This window comes from Maricaulis salignorans (genome assembly GCF_900103475.1).
GTDB classification, from domain to species: domain Bacteria; phylum Pseudomonadota; class Alphaproteobacteria; order Caulobacterales; family Maricaulaceae; genus Maricaulis; species Maricaulis salignorans.
The window spans coordinates 1-16126 of record NZ_FNHG01000013.1; the positions used below are offsets into that span (position 1 = coordinate 1).

Annotated in this window: 18 protein-coding genes; 11 read left to right on the forward strand and 7 right to left on the reverse strand. The window is 63.1% G+C overall.

Annotated features, from left to right (window positions below; genetic code table 11):
- Nucleotides 1-398: 398 nt before the first annotated feature.
- Nucleotides 399-827, reverse strand: a complete 429-nt coding sequence (locus BLT42_RS10445) for a CBS domain-containing protein (RefSeq protein ID WP_091770516.1) — start codon at nucleotides 825-827, stop codon at nucleotides 399-401.
- 164 nt (nucleotides 828-991) lie between these two features.
- On the opposite strand from BLT42_RS10445, the gene BLT42_RS10450 reads away from it, so the two are divergent.
- Nucleotides 992-2311 (forward strand): DUF2157 domain-containing protein, encoded by a 1320-nt coding sequence (locus BLT42_RS10450; RefSeq protein ID WP_091770518.1) that lies wholly within the window; start codon nucleotides 992-994, stop codon nucleotides 2309-2311.
- Nucleotides 2308-2922 (forward strand): GDYXXLXY domain-containing protein, encoded by a 615-nt coding sequence (locus tag BLT42_RS15145; RefSeq protein ID WP_176780332.1) that lies wholly within the window; start codon nucleotides 2308-2310, stop codon nucleotides 2920-2922. Before BLT42_RS10450 ends, BLT42_RS15145 begins: the two co-directional genes overlap by 4 nt.
- Here the strand turns inward: BLT42_RS15145 and BLT42_RS10460 are convergent, their stop codons facing one another.
- Nucleotides 2923-3588 carry a rhomboid family intramembrane serine protease gene (locus BLT42_RS10460; protein ID WP_143024108.1) on the reverse strand — a complete coding sequence of 222 codons (666 nt, stop codon included), beginning with the start codon at nucleotides 3586-3588 and terminating at the stop codon, nucleotides 2923-2925.
- Nucleotides 3589-3776: 188 nt separating this feature from the next.
- Between BLT42_RS10460 and hfaA the strand changes: the two genes are divergently transcribed.
- The 4 genes from hfaA to BLT42_RS10480 all read left to right on the forward strand — a co-directional run bounded on the left by hfaA (nucleotide 3777) and on the right by BLT42_RS10480 (nucleotide 7643).
- Nucleotides 3777-4181, forward strand: coding sequence for a holdfast anchoring protein HfaA (gene hfaA / locus BLT42_RS10465; protein WP_233342432.1), 405 nt, complete (start codon nucleotides 3777-3779; stop codon nucleotides 4179-4181).
- Nucleotides 4171-5181 carry a holdfast anchoring protein HfaB gene (gene hfaB, locus BLT42_RS10470; RefSeq protein ID WP_456085548.1) on the forward strand — a complete coding sequence of 337 codons (1011 nt, stop codon included), beginning with the start codon at nucleotides 4171-4173 and terminating at the stop codon, nucleotides 5179-5181. The genes hfaA and hfaB overlap by 11 nt, the downstream gene beginning before the upstream one ends.
- Entirely contained in the window at nucleotides 5123-6334 is a 1212-nt protein-coding gene (hfaD, locus tag BLT42_RS10475) for a holdfast anchor protein HfaD (protein ID WP_091770524.1), read from the forward strand. Before hfaB ends, hfaD begins: the two co-directional genes overlap by 59 nt.
- A gap of 697 nt (nucleotides 6335-7031) precedes the next feature.
- Nucleotides 7032-7643 carry a GNAT family N-acetyltransferase gene (locus tag BLT42_RS10480; RefSeq protein WP_091770527.1) on the forward strand — a complete coding sequence of 204 codons (612 nt, stop codon included), beginning with the start codon at nucleotides 7032-7034 and terminating at the stop codon, nucleotides 7641-7643.
- Between the two features lie 209 nt (nucleotides 7644-7852).
- On the opposite strand, the gene BLT42_RS15000 is transcribed toward BLT42_RS10480, so the two are convergent.
- From BLT42_RS15000 to BLT42_RS10490, 3 genes are all read right to left on the reverse strand, one after another.
- Nucleotides 7853-8068, reverse strand: a complete 216-nt coding sequence (locus tag BLT42_RS15000) for a hypothetical protein (protein ID WP_143024109.1) — start codon at nucleotides 8066-8068, stop codon at nucleotides 7853-7855.
- 843 nt (nucleotides 8069-8911) lie between these two features.
- Entirely contained in the window at nucleotides 8912-9352 is a 441-nt protein-coding gene (locus tag BLT42_RS10485; RefSeq protein ID WP_143024110.1) for a hypothetical protein, read from the reverse strand.
- Between the two features lie 86 nt (nucleotides 9353-9438).
- Nucleotides 9439-10419: an LLM class flavin-dependent oxidoreductase gene (locus tag BLT42_RS10490; RefSeq protein ID WP_091770531.1), complete on the reverse strand. Its 981-nt coding sequence runs from the start codon at nucleotides 10417-10419 to the stop codon at nucleotides 9439-9441.
- Between the two features lie 199 nt (nucleotides 10420-10618).
- On the opposite strand from BLT42_RS10490, the gene BLT42_RS10495 reads away from it, so the two are divergent.
- Entirely contained in the window at nucleotides 10619-11428 is an 810-nt protein-coding gene (locus BLT42_RS10495; RefSeq protein ID WP_091770533.1) for an arginine deiminase family protein, read from the forward strand.
- Between the two features lie 80 nt (nucleotides 11429-11508).
- Here the strand turns inward: BLT42_RS10495 and BLT42_RS10500 are convergent, their stop codons facing one another.
- On the reverse strand, nucleotides 11509-12408 hold the full coding sequence (locus tag BLT42_RS10500) for a hypothetical protein (protein WP_091770675.1): 900 nt from the start codon (nucleotides 12406-12408) through the stop codon (nucleotides 11509-11511).
- A 197-nt stretch (nucleotides 12409-12605) separates the two neighbouring features.
- On the opposite strand from BLT42_RS10500, the gene BLT42_RS10505 reads away from it, so the two are divergent.
- The 3 genes from BLT42_RS10505 (at nucleotide 12606) to BLT42_RS10515 (ending at nucleotide 14487) form a co-directional block, all read left to right on the forward strand.
- Nucleotides 12606-13166 (forward strand): PAS domain-containing protein, encoded by a 561-nt coding sequence (locus tag BLT42_RS10505; protein WP_091770535.1) that lies wholly within the window; start codon nucleotides 12606-12608, stop codon nucleotides 13164-13166.
- A 58-nt stretch (nucleotides 13167-13224) separates the two neighbouring features.
- The gene (locus BLT42_RS10510; protein WP_091770537.1) at nucleotides 13225-13848 is read left to right on the forward strand and encodes a PilZ domain-containing protein; all 624 of its coding nucleotides are present in this window, start codon (nucleotides 13225-13227) and stop codon (nucleotides 13846-13848) included.
- 138 nt (nucleotides 13849-13986) lie between these two features.
- A complete protein-coding gene (locus BLT42_RS10515; protein WP_233342433.1) occupies nucleotides 13987-14487 on the forward strand; it encodes a DUF4339 domain-containing protein in 501 nt (166 codons plus the stop codon).
- 30 nt (nucleotides 14488-14517) lie between these two features.
- Here BLT42_RS10515 and BLT42_RS10520 read toward each other — a convergent pair whose 3' ends face one another.
- The gene (locus BLT42_RS10520; protein WP_091770677.1) at nucleotides 14518-15048 is read right to left on the reverse strand and encodes a gamma carbonic anhydrase family protein; all 531 of its coding nucleotides are present in this window, start codon (nucleotides 15046-15048) and stop codon (nucleotides 14518-14520) included.
- A gap of 290 nt (nucleotides 15049-15338) precedes the next feature.
- On the opposite strand from BLT42_RS10520, the gene BLT42_RS10525 reads away from it, so the two are divergent.
- A complete protein-coding gene (locus BLT42_RS10525; RefSeq protein WP_091770541.1) occupies nucleotides 15339-16103 on the forward strand; it encodes a PhoH family protein in 765 nt (254 codons plus the stop codon).
- The last annotated feature ends 23 nt before the right edge of the window (nucleotides 16104-16126 follow it).

The window sequence follows — 16126 nt, forward strand, 5'->3', positions numbered from 1 at the left end:
AGGCCTTCCCCTCTCTGTTCTGACCCGATTTTCTGGGCCGTCCCGTTGAGGAGGGCGGGGTTTAAGCCGCCCGGTTTTTGAAGTCAATTCGCTATTCTCAGGAAGTGCAGAAGATGTTTCAGCGGCCAAAACCGGCGAAAAAAATTCCCGACCGTCACACCCGAAGGGCGGAACGAGTCATCTGAAAAAAGCGACAAGACCTCACATAATAAACAAACGGCGCTGAGGCGCAAGTGGTAAACCGCTGCGCCGGCGCCGTTGGTGAAGCGGGTTCTACAGGATGGCGGGTTTGGCGCAACCCCCTGCCCGCGTTTTGAGTCAGTTTGATGACAGTGCGGACCGCAATTGGCCTGCCTGGCTGGGGAAGTCGCGACTGCAGCAAGGCAGCAGCGGGTGCATCAATCTCGAATATAGCTGCGCAGGGCCTCGGTTTCCGCTTCAACCGTCGCGATTTTTGACTTCACGAGATCGCCGATCGAGACGATTCCCACGACCTGGCCGGCATCCAGCACCGGTAGATGGCGAACACGGCGATCCGTCATGCGGACCATGACGGTATCAATCAGATCGTCCGGGGCTGCCGTCAGAAAGGCCGGAAGGATGGCGCTGGCGGCCGGCCGGCTCAGGGCGGCGGTGCCATTGAGGGCAATTTCGCGAATAAGATCGCGTTCGGACAAGACACCGACCGGCCTGTCATGACCATCACAGACCAGCAGCGCCCCAATCCCGTGGGAGTCCATCAGATTGGCGGCCTCCTGCAGGCTGCGCGCTTCGTCGATCATCACCACATCGCGGCCCTTGCCGCGCAGTATGAAGTCCATATTCATCGCAGGCCCTCCTCGCAGAGCTGGTTGTTTGATACCACAAAACAGCTCGTGACGCATGGAATTCGTCGGGCTCCCGGCCTGTGGGTCGATGTGAATCAAAGAAACATGGACAAGGCCCGGGCCGGGAGGCAGGGTTTTCCACCTGATCGCAGCGGAGTGGCTTGATGGGATATCGCACCAGACTGACCGATGACCTGGAGCGCTGGATTGCAGCGGGCTGGGTCGATGCGGCACACCGCCAGGCCATACTGGGCGATGTCGCCAGCCGGCCCGGCCGCTGGAACGCCGCCGGTGCGCTGGCCATTCTCGGTGCCACCCTGCTCGCCATGTCGGCCTTGAGCTTTGTCGCCGCGAACTGGGATGCGATGCCGCGACTGATCCGGTTCGCAACCATTGTGCTGGCGCTGTGGGCCTCGCTGCTGGGAGCCGGACGCGCCTTTGATCGCGACGCCCCGGTCATCGGCCACGCCCTGGCGCTGCTCGGTGCCGCCTTGTTCGGGGCGGCGATCATGTTGACGGCCCAAACCTTCAATATGACGTCCTTCCGCAATACCGCCCTGCTTGTCTGGGCCGCGGCCGCCGGCGGTGTCGCCCTGGCCCTGCCCTCGCGGCCGGTCCTGATTCTCGCCACCGGCCTGGGGGCGCTCTGGGCCGGGATGGAAGCTTTCAACCCCAATGCCCCCGGCGTGGTCTGGGCCTATCTGCCGGTCTGGGGCGCGACAGCCCTGCTCGCCCGACGACTCGGATCGCGGGTCAGTTTCAACTTGCTGGCGCTCGCGCTCTTTGTCTGGATCTCACACATCATGTGGTCTCAGGCAGCCGCCGACCGGCTGGGCCAGCTGGAGGCGCTCGATGCGGTAATCCTGATTGCGGGCGCGATCGGCCTGCTCGCGGCCTGGCTACGTGACCGCGCCATAGCCGGCGGCGGCGTGCTGGCCGCCTGGGCCATCGCCCTCGCCGTTCTGGGCGCGCATCTGCTGCAATGGCCGCTGGACGAGATTCGCGATGCCGATGCCGGGGCTGGCTCCGGCCTGCACACCGCCATCGCCACGATCACCCTCCTGATGATGGCCGGTATCGCCTGGCGCCGCGTCGCCGACGGCAAGGCGAGTCGTGTCGCCGCCCTCACCTATCTGGCTGCGGGCCTGATGGCCGCCGCAATCCCGGCGCTGGTCCAGGCGGCCGGACCGGACCTGATGATCTGGGTCCGGATCCTCATCGGTGCCGTCTTCTATGCCTTGTGCGCGGCGATGATCGTCCAGGGTACACGGCCGGATCAAAGCATTGTCGGCGCGCTCGGCATTGCCGGTTTCGTGCTGCAAACCCTTTATGTGTATGCGGAGACCTTCAGTGGCCTGCTCGATACGGCGCTCTTCTTCTTCGTCGGCGGCGTGATTCTCTTCGTCATCAGCCTGGCGCTGCTGCGCCTGCGCCGCGGGCGATCCACGGCGCCGGGCACAACCGGCCGGGAGGCCAGCTCATGAGCCATCTTGTCCGCCTCGGCATTGTCGCCGCCGCGATGACGGCCTTCCTCGGCTATCTCGTCATCAACCATGCCAACGCCCGGGCCAATGGCACCGAGGTCGTGCTCGATGTGCGCGGCTATGATCCGCGCGATATCTTCCTGGGACATTACAGCCTGATCGCAACCGAGCTGCAGCGCCTAGATGCCGCCGCGCTGGCCGGCGAGGACGAATTCGATCGCGGCGATTCCATTTATGTCGTGCTGGCGCCCGGCGATGACGGCGATTGGCGGCCTGTGTCGCTACACAGCCAGCGCCCGGATGCCGGCATTTTCATCCATGGTTTCGTGCGGTCGAGCTATCGCACTGAGTCCGGGCCAACCGATCCGCTCAGCGATGAGGCCAGCGCCGACGCGGCGGCGGCGCCCGAGATATGGATCCATTCAGCCTTCAATATTGAACGGTATTACGCCTCACGCGACATGGCACAGCAATTCGAGACGCGTCTGCGCCAGCTCGATCCCGATGGTGGCAATGGTGTACGGCTGATCCTGTCGCTGCCGCCCAATGGCGACGCCATTATCAAGGGATTCGAGATTGACGGCGTGCGCCGGATTGACCGGCTCTGGTGATCAGGCGCGGAAGCGGCGGCCGCGGCCCTCGCCGAACACGGCCAGCACCAGCGGGAACAGACAGGCACCGGCCACGACGCCGCCAATATGCCCGGCCCAGCTGATCGGGATGGGCAGGACCATGCCGGTCAACGCGATCACCACATTGAAGCCGATCCACGGCAGCGTCAGACTCAACATCCCGCGATAACCACCCCGCACCCAACCGGCCGCGGCGATCAGGCCGGAGACGCCGGTCGAGGCGCCGCCCATCTGCACGATCTGGTCGTGCGGCAGCAGGATTTCGAGCCCGGCACCGGCGATCGCGCAGACGAAGAAGAAGACGAAGAAACCGGCCGTCCCCTTCACACCATCACCGAGTGCCAGCCCGGCCGCGCGGCCGGCGCCGATCAGCACCGCCAGATTCATCACCAGGTGGAACCAGCCGAAATGGATGAAGACGTGCAGCACCAGCGGCGCGACATGGCCCAGCGGCTGCGCCGGCAAGCTCATGCCGGCCGGTCCACCAATCACCAGGGAGGCGGCAAAGATCCAGCGTCCCGTTTCGGGTAGGAATGTGGTGATCATGGCGACGGCGGCCATGGCGATGGCCAATATCAGGACAGCGGCCGGCATGGCGTTGAATATCGGGGTCCGGACCTGATCGTCCCGCTGCGGCACACTCACCAGTGATTCTCCTCATTCCAGTGCCCCAATCGGGCACTTTCAACATCTTAACAGATAGTTTCCCCCAACAGGCGAACGCAAATAGCCCCGCTCGCCCGCTGGCACGCCCATTGCACATGACCGGGGGAGAGTTGCGTTTTGAAGGACGTGAGACAATGAAAACCCGCAGGATCACGATCGCCCTTGCAATGTCCATGACCGTTCTGGCCCCGGCCAGCGCGCTTGGTCAGTCCGTCTCGACGACGGCGCAATGGGAACGCCCCTATGGTGTTGCCGGTGGGCAGGAAACCCAGGCCTGGTCGGGCGCCTCTGCCAGCGCAGGCGCAGCGGCCGGTGCCGGTGCGGCCAGCCGCTCGACGGCCGGTAATCGCGTGATCATTGACGGCGTCATCCAGACCGGCGTCGGCGTTTCGAGCCGTGGCGGCCTGTTCGGCGGCGGTGTCGGCTCGGGTGCCACAGCGATCGGCAACCAGCTCAACGTCAATGTCTCCGGCCAATATAACACCGTGATCATCAATTCGAACCAGATCAATAATGGCGACATCAACGCCAATGCCCAGTCCGATGGCAATGTGAGTAGTGATAATGATTAAAGCCAAAATCCTCCTCGCCTCGCTGGCGAGCGTTCTTGCCCTGACCGGCTGCGCGTCGACCGACCGCTCCGGAGCTGACGGCAATTACGTGACGCCGATCGGCAATTCGCCGGTGACGCCCAATCCAACGCCCTATTCGGAAGCGCTGGTCTGCCTGGCCAATTATGCCCGCGCCAATAATATCCGCTCGCCGCGTGTCGCGGTCGGGCGCCTGTCGGATTATACCGGCCGGGCTTCGCTGGAAGGCGGCGCCGCGATCACCCAGGGCGCATCCCTGATGGCGATCTCGGCTTTCTCCAAGGCCGGCATCCGCCTGGTGGAACGATTCGACACCTCGATTTCCGAGCTTGAACTGCGCTATGCCAACAACTCGCTGATCGGCAATGATGACGGCACCCAGCGCCAGATCCATGCCGCGTCCCTGCCGGGCTCGGATTATAATCTGGTCGGCGGCATCACCGAGCTCAATTACAATATCCGCTCGTCGGGCGTTGACGTTCTGGCCGGCGACCGCATCGACAGCGATCCGACAGGCCTGTTCTCCCGCCGCATGTGGGTGATGAATATCGGCCTCGATCTGCGCCTCAACGAAACGCGGACGATGGAGACAGTCGACGTCATCTCGTACCAGAAACAGATCATCGGCCGCGAAATCAGCGCCGGCGTGTTTGCCTTCTGGGGCGATGCGGTGGTCGACATCTCCGCTGGCGGCCGCTCGCTCGAGCCGGTTCAGCTGGCTGTGCGCACCGTGATCGAACGTGCCGTGCTTGAAATTTCCGCTCAGCTCTACGGCGTCGATCCATCGGCGGCCTGTGCCTATAGCGACCCCATCGGCGGCGGCGTCAGCAGCGGCCCAACCAATACCACCGGCGGCATCAATATCGCCACGGCCTATGGCTCCAGGGAGACCTCCAATGTCCAAATGCGTGAGAGTGTGGATCATGGCCACGAGCGCCGCGATGACAGTGTCCGCACCTATCTTCGCGGACGATACGACTGAGGTTCTCAACGGCCAGCTCAATCTGGACGCTGCCATCTCTGTCGTCGCCAATGGTGACACGGCCACGGCCAATACCGCAGCCATGACGGCTGTCGGCATGGCCAACGCCCTGACCGGCGATTTCGAGTCCGCCCATGATGTCGCCAGCGACCAGACCTTCTCCGGCTCGGTCGCGACCTCGGCCACGACGACCGCCGGCATCATCCATGGCAGCGCGATCACGACCTCTTCGGCGATCGGCAATTCGGCCAATCTGATCCATGACGAGACCATGGATGCCGCCCTGGCGCAAACCGCGCTCGACGGTTCCAGTGTCGCGTCCGAGGCCAGCCTCAATGTCTCCAGCTATGCGATGAGCTCGGTCACCACGGCAACGGCCACCGCCAATGCCTATGGCTCGGTCTCTTATGGCGGCGACAATACGCTCGATCTGCGCCAGGATTCCGGCGCCGATGTCTCCGCCGACAGCTATGTCCTGGCCCCGACCGGCGGTCTGGGCTGGTCGGCCTCGACGGTCGCGGCGGCGAACGGCAATTCGGCCTCGATCGAGGGCTATTACATGTATCCCTCGCAACTCGTCGATCTCGACCAGGACAATCGCGGCTCGGTTCGCGCCAGCGCCAGTCTGGAAGCCGGCGGCGGGGCTGAGGAGACGCAGGTCATCGCCTCGGCCAATGGCAATTCGGCCTGGATGCAGAATGAGAATGGTTATGCCCATATGCAGGGCAGCCAGGATAATGACGGCCAGGTTGATGCCGAAGCCAATGCCGATATCGGCAATTTCGACATTGATGTCGTGACGCTCTCGGCCGAGGGCGTCGGCAATTCGGCGATCATCTCCAATATCGGCGCCGACGCCTATATGGGCCTCGACCAGACCAATAATGGCGCCGTCAACGCGACCACGAATTTCACCGGTGGCGCCGGCGGCGTCGCTCTCGCTTCGGCAACGGCCTTCGGCAATGCGGCGACGACCTATGTCTGTTCGGAATGTCCGGTCACGGCCTATGGCAATATGAACCAGACCAATAATGCGGCGATCAATTCGCGCGTCACCGGCCAGATGACCACAGGCAGCCTGCTCTCGGGCACGGCGACCGCGATCGGCAATAGCGCCACATTCCAGAGCGTCGATCCGTATTCGGGCAATTGATTTCGTCATAGCGCCGGGGGGCGGAAAGTCCCGGATCCTGATGGCGGGGTCCGGGGCTTTTTGATATCCGCCGGCACGAAAATCTCCACGCGGCCTGCCGCTGGAGGTTTGAGGGTCCCTTCCCGGTCCGGGAGGTGTGTGGGACGCCGGCGAATGCCGGTTCTTGAGTAAGTTTTGGGGGCATCCGTGACGTCCCACACGTGGAGTTTTACTCAGGCCCCTCACGGGTCCTGCCTCGAAATGACCGTGGAAGATTGGTCGAGCCCTAATGCCTCACTTCCCCGATCATGGCCCCACCGGAACTCGGGCTGTCACACCGTCGTGCGGATGGGCTCCACACTCCCGATCGCCGCGAATGACTGAGCTCACGCCTCCCGTGCGACCGGAACGGGGGGATTATGCGCGCACGTTGGAGGGGTGGGGATTAGTTGGGCGACTTTTCGTCATTCCAGCGTAGGCCGGAACCCGGTTCGGAGAGCGGAAGCGGGCGGAAAACTAGCGCTAAATCCGCTAGATGCCGGCGTGTAAATCTGGATCCCGGCCTTCGCCGGGATGAGGTGGGACAATTGGAGCCGTTGGGGGATAAGTCGCCAGAGCGAAACCCGCCGCCCCCCTCATCCTGCCCCGAATTGACGCGGCCGCCGCGCTCGGGCACGGCTGGTGCCGGAAGATCCAACCGGCAGCCACGAGGCAAAAGATGATGGATGAGCTCGATATCGCACTGCCCGACGACCTGCACCGCGCCGGACGCGAGGACAGCGCCCTGCTCGGCGCGATCACGGCGGACGCGTTTCGCGACGATCCGGTCAATGACTGGATTTTCGGCAATGAGACCGCGATGCGCCAGACATTCCGCAGCCTCGCCCGCCGGGTCTATACGCCGCGCGGCTATGCCTGCCTCGCCGGGACCGACGCCGCCGCCATGTGGCTGGGCCCGGGCGCCAGCAAGGAATTGCCCTTGTATGCCCTGCCCGGCCTCGCCGCCTCGCTGCTGGCGACCGGCGGCCCGCGCGCCCTGATGCGCGCCCTCGCCGCCGACACCGCGCTTGCTGCACACAAACCGAAAGCACCGCATATCTACCTGTTCACGATCGCCGTGCGGCGCGGCCGCCAGGGCCAGGGCCTCGGCCGCCGCCTCATCCTCCCCACGCTCGCCGCCTGCGACCGCGCGCAGCGCCCCGCCTATCTGGAAAACTCCAACCCGGCCAATGACGGATTCTATCGCTCGCTCGGCTTTGAATCGATCGGGGAGATCCTGATCGCGCCGGATGCGCCGCCACTGGAAGCGATGTGGCGGGAGCCGCGATAGCGGGGAGGCACGGGCGAGCGACCGGCACCCGCATTTTCATCCAAAATATCAAATCTTTGTCATCCCCGCTCCGCGTCCGGCTCAAGGCCGAACATCTGGCGGGATGACCAGACGTGGGATCTATGGGTGAAAGACGGGATCCCCGTTTGCAAACTTTGGTAGATCAGGGACAACACCTTGGCCACGGGCTTAAACGCTCTGACCGCTCATCAAGAATCGCGGGTTTCTGACCGATGGGCTCCGCCAATAAGCCCGAATATCGCACCGACACCGAAGGTAAAAAGCCCCGCAGCCGCGTTAAACAATGGCTCAAAAAATGGTGAATCGAGAAATATCGCGAGGATCGCGATTGCGAACGCACCGGCTCCGCAAGAAAGCGACACCAACAAAACTGTATTCACAAGGAAAGTGAAGCTATTTTTCATCTTCTCGAGCCTCAATCAATGCCAAGGGTCGAGAGATCAACTGCGTGCAGAGGAACACCTCGACCACTAAGTGGTCAATTCGCTCCTCAGACTGCTTGGGCTCTGCCTGAGATAAAATAAAAGAGCACGCAACCTTCTTGCGGCCGGGTTTACAATAAAACGAACGCGCCCAAGGAGCGCAAATTACACAAGCGAATCATTTAGCACACCTTTTTAGATATGTAAATTTGCAAACGCCCCAAACGGTCAGTTGGCGTTTAGAACTGTAGAGCAATGATCCCCAATCCAAGTTGTTCTCAACTGATTTTCATTCGAATAACTGTTTGTCAGAATCGAGAACACAAACGGTTTATGCAAAAGGGGAGAAGTCCCGGACATCTGCAAATTGCGCCAAAAATTACAGTCCCCTGCGTCGCCTGACAGATGCCCCGCGGATGCGGGGCGCAGATCAGGGACCCAGACGTGCCATGGTGAAAAAACCCGAGTCAAACCGGGCAAATGATCGGCGCCCAGGCTGGCACAGGCCGGGCATCTGGGTCCCCGATCTACGCCCGGACCGCTTCGCGTCCGGGCATCCGTCAGGGATGACAACGCGATGTTGTTCTGGCTAGAAAATGAGGCCATCGCGCCGGCCAGACCCCGCCCTGAATTCCATGCCGAGACCCGGCCAGAGCGGAGTTGAGCCGTCAAGGGGCATGCCCGCGAAGCGGCGCCTCCGGCGCCCTTGACGGCTCAACTCCGCTCTGGCGCACTGGCTGGCAAGGGATTTAGGGATTGTTCTGTCCCGCAATGGCGACAGAAACATATTTGCCCACACCCAGGCTTCGGGTTTGCGCCCCACACTCAGGGCATTTCAACCACGATAACGTCGGACCGAAACAACACTTGATCGAGAGAGCCCGTCGTGTGCCCCGCGATCGGGTATGGCGGCGGCATATCGAGGATCTGGTCGCAATAATATCCTGGCACTTCAAGCGAGACCTGATAGCGGCCTCCGGCCACCAGCCCGTATTGCTCAGCCATTACTGGCCTGATTGGCATGGCCATGCCCGGCTGCAGGACCACAAACCGTTCCGGGCCGGGCAATGGGAGGCCCGGCGTCAAGTCGACGTCTCGCCCGGTTTCATCGACCACGACCAAAATATCGGATTCGTGGACACCAATGGGCAGCATGTCGTTGGGGACGCAAACAGCTCGATGGTCTGAATTGCTGATCGTCGCCGAAAGTACCACCCGCCCCGGCGCGACGCGAATGACTTCAAACCGGGCGATGTCCTGATTCACGACTTCAGGGTCCCGTGCCGGGGCACATCCGGCGACTGCTACAGATCCGCAGGCCAGTGCAAGGGCCAGAAGGAATGTAGACTTGCTCACTGGCAACACCCCGCCATAATCTCCAGCGACCGTAGCCGCGCCGCGTGCTCATAGACATCCGACACCACAATCAGCTCATCCGCGCCCGTCCGCTCGACAAGCGCCTCGATCCCGGCCTTGACCGTCTGCGGCGCGCCAACAATGGAACAGCTCATCATCTGGCTGACATGGGCCTTTTCGGCGGCGGACCAATAGGTGTCGATATCGTCGATCGGCGGGCGCGAGAGGCCGGGGGCGCCGCGAATCAGGTTGGTGAAACTCATCTGCTGGGTCGTGGCGAGGCGGCGCGCCTCTTCGTCGGTGTCGGCGGCGACGATGTTGACGCCGACCATGGCGTAGGGCCTGGCCAGCTGGCCCGAGGGCTTGAAGCGGTTGCGGTAGGTTTCCAGCGCCGGGATCAGTGAGGCGGGGGCGAAATGGGAGGCGAAGGCGTAGGGCAGGCCGAGCTCGGCAGCGAGCTGGGCGCCGAACAGGCTCGAGCCGAGGATCCAGAGCGGCACCTCAGTGCCGGCCCCGGGAATCGCCTGGACGGCCTGGCCGGGCTGGGCCGGGGCGAGCCAGGCCTGCAGCTCCTGCACATCCTGGGGGAAGCGGTCATCGGAGCCCGGCGCGCGGCGCAAGGCCTGGACGGTGCGCTGATCGGTGCCGGGTGCGCGGCCCAGGCCGAGATCGATGCGGCCCGGATAGAGGCTGGCCAGCGTGCCGAATTGTTCCGCAATGATATAGGGCGCGTGATTAGGCAGCATGATGCCGCCGGCGCCGACGCGGATCGTGCTCGTGCCGGCCGCGATATGGGAAATGGCGAGCGATGTGGCGGCGCTGGCAATACCCGCGAAATTATGATGCTCGGCGACCCAGAGCCGCTCGAAGCCCCATTTTTCGGCATGGACTGCAATATCGCGCGCCCGGTCGAGGGCGCTGCGGATATCGCCGTCCTGGGTGACACGGGCGAGTTCGAGGATGGAAAGCGGGATCATGGGGCGGGCCTTGTGCGCGGTGCTGGTCAGGGGCGGGAGCTAACCACCATTTGGCCGGCGGGTGAAGCGGCCGCACCGGGCCCGAATGACGGGGCTTTCTTGTACTGTTGCGGGCACATGCCGGATCAGCAAGTGGGGACTTGAACGGCTGCTGGCGAAGTGACAACGATATCTGTCTTCAACACTGAGAGTCCGCCTGATGCCCCTCTCCCGCCCGGTTTACCGTTTCAATGCCGCCCTTGTGCGCGAGCCATCGCGCTCCGTCGTGCGCGGGCTTCGTGCTGTCGATCAGGGTGATCCCGATTATGACGGCGTCGCGGCGGAACATGCCGCCTATATCGACGCGCTGGAGGCCGCCGGGCTGGCGGTGACGGTATTGCCGCCGCTGGAAGCCTTTCCCGATTCGGTCTTCGTCGAGGATCCGGCCCTGGTGTTCAGCGCGGGCGCCATCCTGCTGCGGCCGGGCAATGCGACGCGGCGCGGCGAGACGGCGCAGATCGCCCCGGTGCTACGGCGACGATTCGAGACCGTGCTGGAGATGTCCGGCACCGGCTATGCCGATGGCGGCGACATCCTGGTGACGCCGGATCATGTGATGATCGGCCTGTCAGCGCGCACCAATGCCGCCGGGGCCGGCGCGCTGGGCGCCTGCCTGACCAAGCTGGGCCTGGCCTCGAAAACCGTCACCACCCCGCCCGGCGTGTTGCATTTCAAGACAGACTGCTCGCTGATCGAGGAAAATTGCGTCCTCGTCACAGCGCGCCTGGAAGCCTCCGGCGTATTCGAGGAATTCGAAACCCTGATCCTGCCACAAGGCGAAGAGGCGGCGGCGAATGCCCTGCGCATCAATGATGTCGTGCTGGTCGGGGCGCAATTCCCCCGCACGATCGAAATGCTCGACCAGGCGGGCTATAGCGTGGTGCCGCTGGCAACGGAGCAGATCGGCCGCATCGATGCCGGCCTGTCCTGCATGTCCCTGCGCTGGTTTGACGAAACGCTGGACGGCTGAGCCGCAGGCAAAAAAAAGGCCCCGGTCTTGTGAACCGGGGCCAGGACATGCCGAGTGGCATGTGAGTGTCTTGTTCTGGATCAGCGGTAGCCGCCAACCCCGCCATCGAGCATCAGCGTCATCGAGGTCAGGCGCGTGGTTTCGCTCTCGCGCTCATACCGGACCGATTCCATGTAGTGTTCCTCGCGGCGCATGAAGACCAGCTTGGCGCCGGGGCCATACATGCGAAGCAGGGAGCGCTCATTACAATTGCGGCGCGGCTCCTGGGTGGCGCAGGTCAGGCTGCCGCCCGGGCTGTGGCGCAGGGCCTCGCCCTTGCGGCACATGATGGTCGGCGCATCGGTCCAGTTATCCTGTCCGTCCTGACGCCAGCCGATCGTGACCTGCATCGCCGTCCCGGCAACACAGCGATAGACCTCGCCATCAAAGGTCGCGGCAACGCGGTCACCATTATCGACGCGTGAAGCGGGATGCGGTGTGCCGGTATCATCGACGCAGACCGCGCGCACCAGGCGCCATTCCTCGACCCAGCGCGAACGCTGTTCCTCACGGAATTCATATGCGGCTTCGCGTTCGAGACCGGCGACATTGAGGCCGGTGATCGCGGTCGCCGCTGGCGCCGTAGTATAAGGTGTATAGCTGCCGCCACCGATATAGGTGATCGCACCGGCTCCGGCGCCCGCCCCGGCCCGTGCACCGGCCGTGGCATTGGATGAGGCATCAACATTGGTCGTCACATTGGTCGTGACATTGACGCGGCTCGAGACATTGACGCCGACATTGATATTGCCGCCATGAATATTGATGTTGGGCACATTGACCGTGTGACCGCCGCCATGATTGCAGCAGGAGGGCGGCGGCGGAGGTGGCGGGGTGCAACAATCCTGCGCAATCGCCGCAACCGGCGTGACCGGAGCGATACACAAAACGATTGCCGCACTCGCCAGGGCGAGAAAACCGTGCCGGACTGATACGCGCATGGCCATACTCCTTCTATCCTGAGCCGGGTCTTGCAATCACCGGGCCGTTTTCCCCGCTCAGGCGATTCCCGCCAATGGGGAGCGCGATCGAAGTGTTTCGCCACGCGCTTGCATGGCCCCGTTCTTGAAACTCCCCCGACGAGCCGGCGTGGCAATCGAGCCGTCCGGCGCTATGACCGCAGTGTCTGGAGAGTGGAATGCGCCACGCGCAATCGAAAGCCCTACATGCCTATTGGCAGGCGCGCCGCCTGGGTGGCGCCGCGCCCTACCGGGCTGATATCGAGCCGCAGGATATTGCCGCCCTGCTCGGTCATGTCTTCATTCTGGGACGTATCGATCCGCAACATCACGTCTTCCGGCTCGCCGGCACCGGCCTGTGCGAATTGTATCAACGCGAGTTTCGCGACCAGAATTTCCTCAGCCTGTGGCGCGGCCATGACGCGGTCCATATCCAGGCCACGCTGGAAGCCTCGCTGAGCGGTGTCTCGCCGGCCTCGGTGATTGCGCGTGCCACGACCATGGAAATGCAACAGGTCCAGGTCGAGATCAGCTTCCTGCCGCTGCGGGGCCCGGAAGGTCTGGTCGACCGGACGCTGGGCCTGTTCCAGCCACTCGAAGCGGTGGAGTGTCTGCGCGGACGGCCGATCATCCGGACCAGCCTGCGCGAAGTCCGGCCGCCGGCCAATCCCGGCTTCCTGTTTGCGCAAAACGCCCGGCCCGATTCGCAGCGCCCGGTTATGATCGCAAACGACCAGTAGTTGAAAACACTTCTTAACCGCTTCGTCCTATCCTCCGCGCTTGCAGGAGGTTGTCGTCATGCAGCAGGACTCAGGCCGGTTGGACCGCCGCAAAATCAGGATCGCCGCACGCGGTGCCCAGGAAAGGCGCCGGCATACGCGCGTTCCACTCCAGCTGCACGGCCGTTTCTGGTCGGAGACGCTGGGTGAACATGCCTGCCGCCTGCTCGATATTTCACCGGGCGGCGCCCGCGTCGCCTCGCGCAGCACGCCGCCAGCCAATGCCCGCATCATCCTGATGATTTCCAGTATTGGCCGGATTGAAGGCACGATTGTGCGCGTCGAGGGCGAGGAATTCTCCGTCCGCTTCAACGCGACCTCGCGCAAGCGTGACAAGCTGGCCGACACCATCACCTGGCGTTTCAACAAGGATCGGCTCGGTCTCGAGGAAGATCGCGCCGCCGTGCGCAAGCCTGGCCGCGGCCGGGCGCGGATCCTGCTCAATGACGGTGTGGTGATCCAGGCCAATGTGCTGGACGTATCCGTGACCGGTGCCGCCTTCGAATGTCTCGAAAGGCCTCGTCTGGGCGAATTGCTACGTGTGGGTGAAATGACAGGATGTGTGGCTCGTATTCTGGACAATGGCTTCGCGGTCGTGTTCGATCCACCTGAGGCCGCGAAAAAGAGTAGCGAAGCAGCCTGATCCGCGCCTCGGCGAGTTTGAGTCGTGTTTCCCCGGTAAAATCACCGTGTCGGCCTGATTCTTGCCCTATACGGGCTATAGGAAGTAGTTGTGCAAGTGCGAGAAAGAACCGAAATGCCTCGCGATGACGGAATTGCAATGTCTTGGTTTGTGAAAGTCGAAGGCCGTGTCTACGGCCCCTACACCCCGCCGCAGATGAAGGCTTTCGTCAGCGAAGGCCGGATTGCGGCCCATTCCCAAGTCTCCAATGCGCGGGATGAGGGCTGGTGTGCGGCGTCCGAGGTCGAGGAATTTACCGGCTGGCTCGCCGAAAACGCCGGCGGCCCTGCCCCGGAAAAGCGTGTCACCGCAGGTGTGCGCCCGGCCAATTTCGTGATCGTTACCGAAATCCAGTCCGAAGCCGGACCGGAATTTCGCAATGCGCTGACTGCCTATGGCGAGCTGGAACAGATCACGCCCGGCACCTGGCTGCTGCGCGGCCCGACGACGGCCGCCGTCCTGCGCAATGAGCTCAGCCATATCCTGGATCGCGATGATCGCCTGCTGATTATCGACGCCACCCATGATCGCGCCGCCTGGTTCAATCTGGGACGCGATGCGGATGAAAACATCCGCAATCTGTGGGGCCGCGCCAATTAGGCACGGCCTCCGGCACGCAATACGGCCTGGCTAGTCGATTCGCCGCAGCTCCCGGCTGTGGCGCTGCCAGTTCTCGACATAATGATCGGCAGAGGCCTTCAGGATCTCTGCCATGTCCGCGCCCAGCGTCTTCATGACCCGGCCCGGCGAGCCAACAACGAGTGAATTGTCGGGAATCACCTTGCCTTCGGTAATCAGGGCATGGGCGCCGATGATGCAATTCTTCCCGATCACCGCCCCGTTGAGGATCGTCGAGCCAATCCCGATCAGGGAGTAATCGCCGATCGTGCAGCCATGCAGCATGGCACGATGGCCGATCGTCACGCCCTTGCCGATCTTCAACGGCGCACCGGCGTCGGTGTGCAGGACGGACAAGTCCTGGACGTTGGAATCCTCACCGATTTCAATGGGATCATTGTCACCCCGCACAACAGCGCCATACCAGACACTGGCATTGCGGCGCAGAATCACGCGGCCGATCACGGTCGCATCCGGCGCGACCCAATACTCGCCTTCAGCCGGCAGTTCCGGCCGGGAATCACCCAACGCATAAATGGCCATCTCTGTCTCCGTGTAGAATTCCATGAATTTTTAGCGACGCGGGCGTTGAGAGTCTGTTCACCGCGCTACACTCACATTGTAGCGGCGATTCGGGGTGCTGCCCCGTATCGTTTCGGCAACTCCGGACGGAAGGCCCGATCAGGCGTCATGGACAGTCTGCACCCAAGCCCACCCGAAATTGGCGCCTGCGGGCGCCATCTGCCGGTTTTTTCCGAATCGACCCCATCGCAACAATCCTGTCGCCCCTCTGCCCTTGGCCGAGGGGTTTTTCATGTGTGGAGCCTCGAACCATGACCAAGCGCATCGCCAAACGTCGCACGCGTACCGGTGAATTCAACGCCGCTCACTATCAGACAGAGGAGACCAAGGTTCGCGCCCTCTTCCCCGGCACCAATTGGAGCCCGGAGACACGCGATCCCATGCGCGACCAGAGATACGTCAAGAATGTCAAACCCCGCTCGGAGGGCCAGGCTGTGCTGATGCGCGCCGTCGACGAGCATAATCTCGTGCTGGCGCTCGGCCCGGCCGGTACCGGCAAGACCTATCTCGCCGTCGCCAAGGCGGTCGAAGCGCTCGAAGCCGGATCGGTCAGCCGCATTGTGCTGTCACGGCCCGCCGTCGAGGCCGGCGAATCAATCGGCTTCCTGCCCGGCGCCATGGAAGAGAAGCTCGCCCCCTATCTGCGCCCGCTTTACGACGCCCTCGCCGACCGGCTCTCGCCGAAACGCCTGCAGGCGATGATGGCCGAGGGCCTGATCGAGATCGCCCCGATCGGCTATATGCGCGGCCGCACGCTCAATAATGCCTTCGTCGTCGTCGACGAGGCGCAGAACTGCACCTATGTGCAGCTCAAAATGCTGCTCACAAGGCTGGGATGGAACGCGACCATGGTGGTCACCGGCGATCCGGCACAATCGGATCTCCTGCCCGGCATGTCGGGGCTGGGAATCATCGCCGACAAGCTGGAACCGCTTGAGGATATCGCCGTCTGCCGCCTGGCAGCGGAAGATATCGTGCGCCATCCGCTGGTGGCGACGATGCTGACGGTATTGTAGCTCGCAGACCGGACCGGAAATGC

Bases quoted from the DNA above. Each gene is read 5' to 3' on its own strand.
- BLT42_RS10445 (WP_091770516.1), bottom strand. From the start codon at position 827: ATGAATATGGACTTCATACTGCGCGGCAAGGGCCGCGATGTGGTGATG.
- BLT42_RS10450 (WP_091770518.1), top strand. From the start codon at position 992: ATGGGATATCGCACCAGACTGACCGATGACCTGGAGCGCTGGATTGCA.
- BLT42_RS15145 (WP_176780332.1), top strand. From the start codon at position 2,308: ATGAGCCATCTTGTCCGCCTCGGCATTGTCGCCGCCGCGATGACGGCC.
- hfaA (WP_233342432.1), top strand. From the start codon at position 3,777: ATGTCCATGACCGTTCTGGCCCCGGCCAGCGCGCTTGGTCAGTCCGTC.
- hfaD (WP_091770524.1), top strand. From the start codon at position 5,123: ATGGCCACGAGCGCCGCGATGACAGTGTCCGCACCTATCTTCGCGGAC.
- BLT42_RS10480 (WP_091770527.1), top strand. From the start codon at position 7,032: ATGATGGATGAGCTCGATATCGCACTGCCCGACGACCTGCACCGCGCC.
- BLT42_RS15000 (WP_143024109.1), bottom strand. From the start codon at position 8,068: ATGAAAAATAGCTTCACTTTCCTTGTGAATACAGTTTTGTTGGTGTCG.
- BLT42_RS10490 (WP_091770531.1), bottom strand. From the start codon at position 10,419: ATGATCCCGCTTTCCATCCTCGAACTCGCCCGTGTCACCCAGGACGGC.
- BLT42_RS10495 (WP_091770533.1), top strand. From the start codon at position 10,619: ATGCCCCTCTCCCGCCCGGTTTACCGTTTCAATGCCGCCCTTGTGCGC.
- BLT42_RS10500 (WP_091770675.1), bottom strand. From the start codon at position 12,408: ATGCGCGTATCAGTCCGGCACGGTTTTCTCGCCCTGGCGAGTGCGGCA.
- BLT42_RS10505 (WP_091770535.1), top strand. From the start codon at position 12,606: ATGCGCCACGCGCAATCGAAAGCCCTACATGCCTATTGGCAGGCGCGC.
- BLT42_RS10510 (WP_091770537.1), top strand. From the start codon at position 13,225: ATGCAGCAGGACTCAGGCCGGTTGGACCGCCGCAAAATCAGGATCGCC.
- BLT42_RS10515 (WP_233342433.1), top strand. From the start codon at position 13,987: ATGTCTTGGTTTGTGAAAGTCGAAGGCCGTGTCTACGGCCCCTACACC.
- BLT42_RS10520 (WP_091770677.1), bottom strand. From the start codon at position 15,048: ATGGCCATTTATGCGTTGGGTGATTCCCGGCCGGAACTGCCGGCTGAA.
- BLT42_RS10525 (WP_091770541.1), top strand. From the start codon at position 15,339: ATGACCAAGCGCATCGCCAAACGTCGCACGCGTACCGGTGAATTCAAC.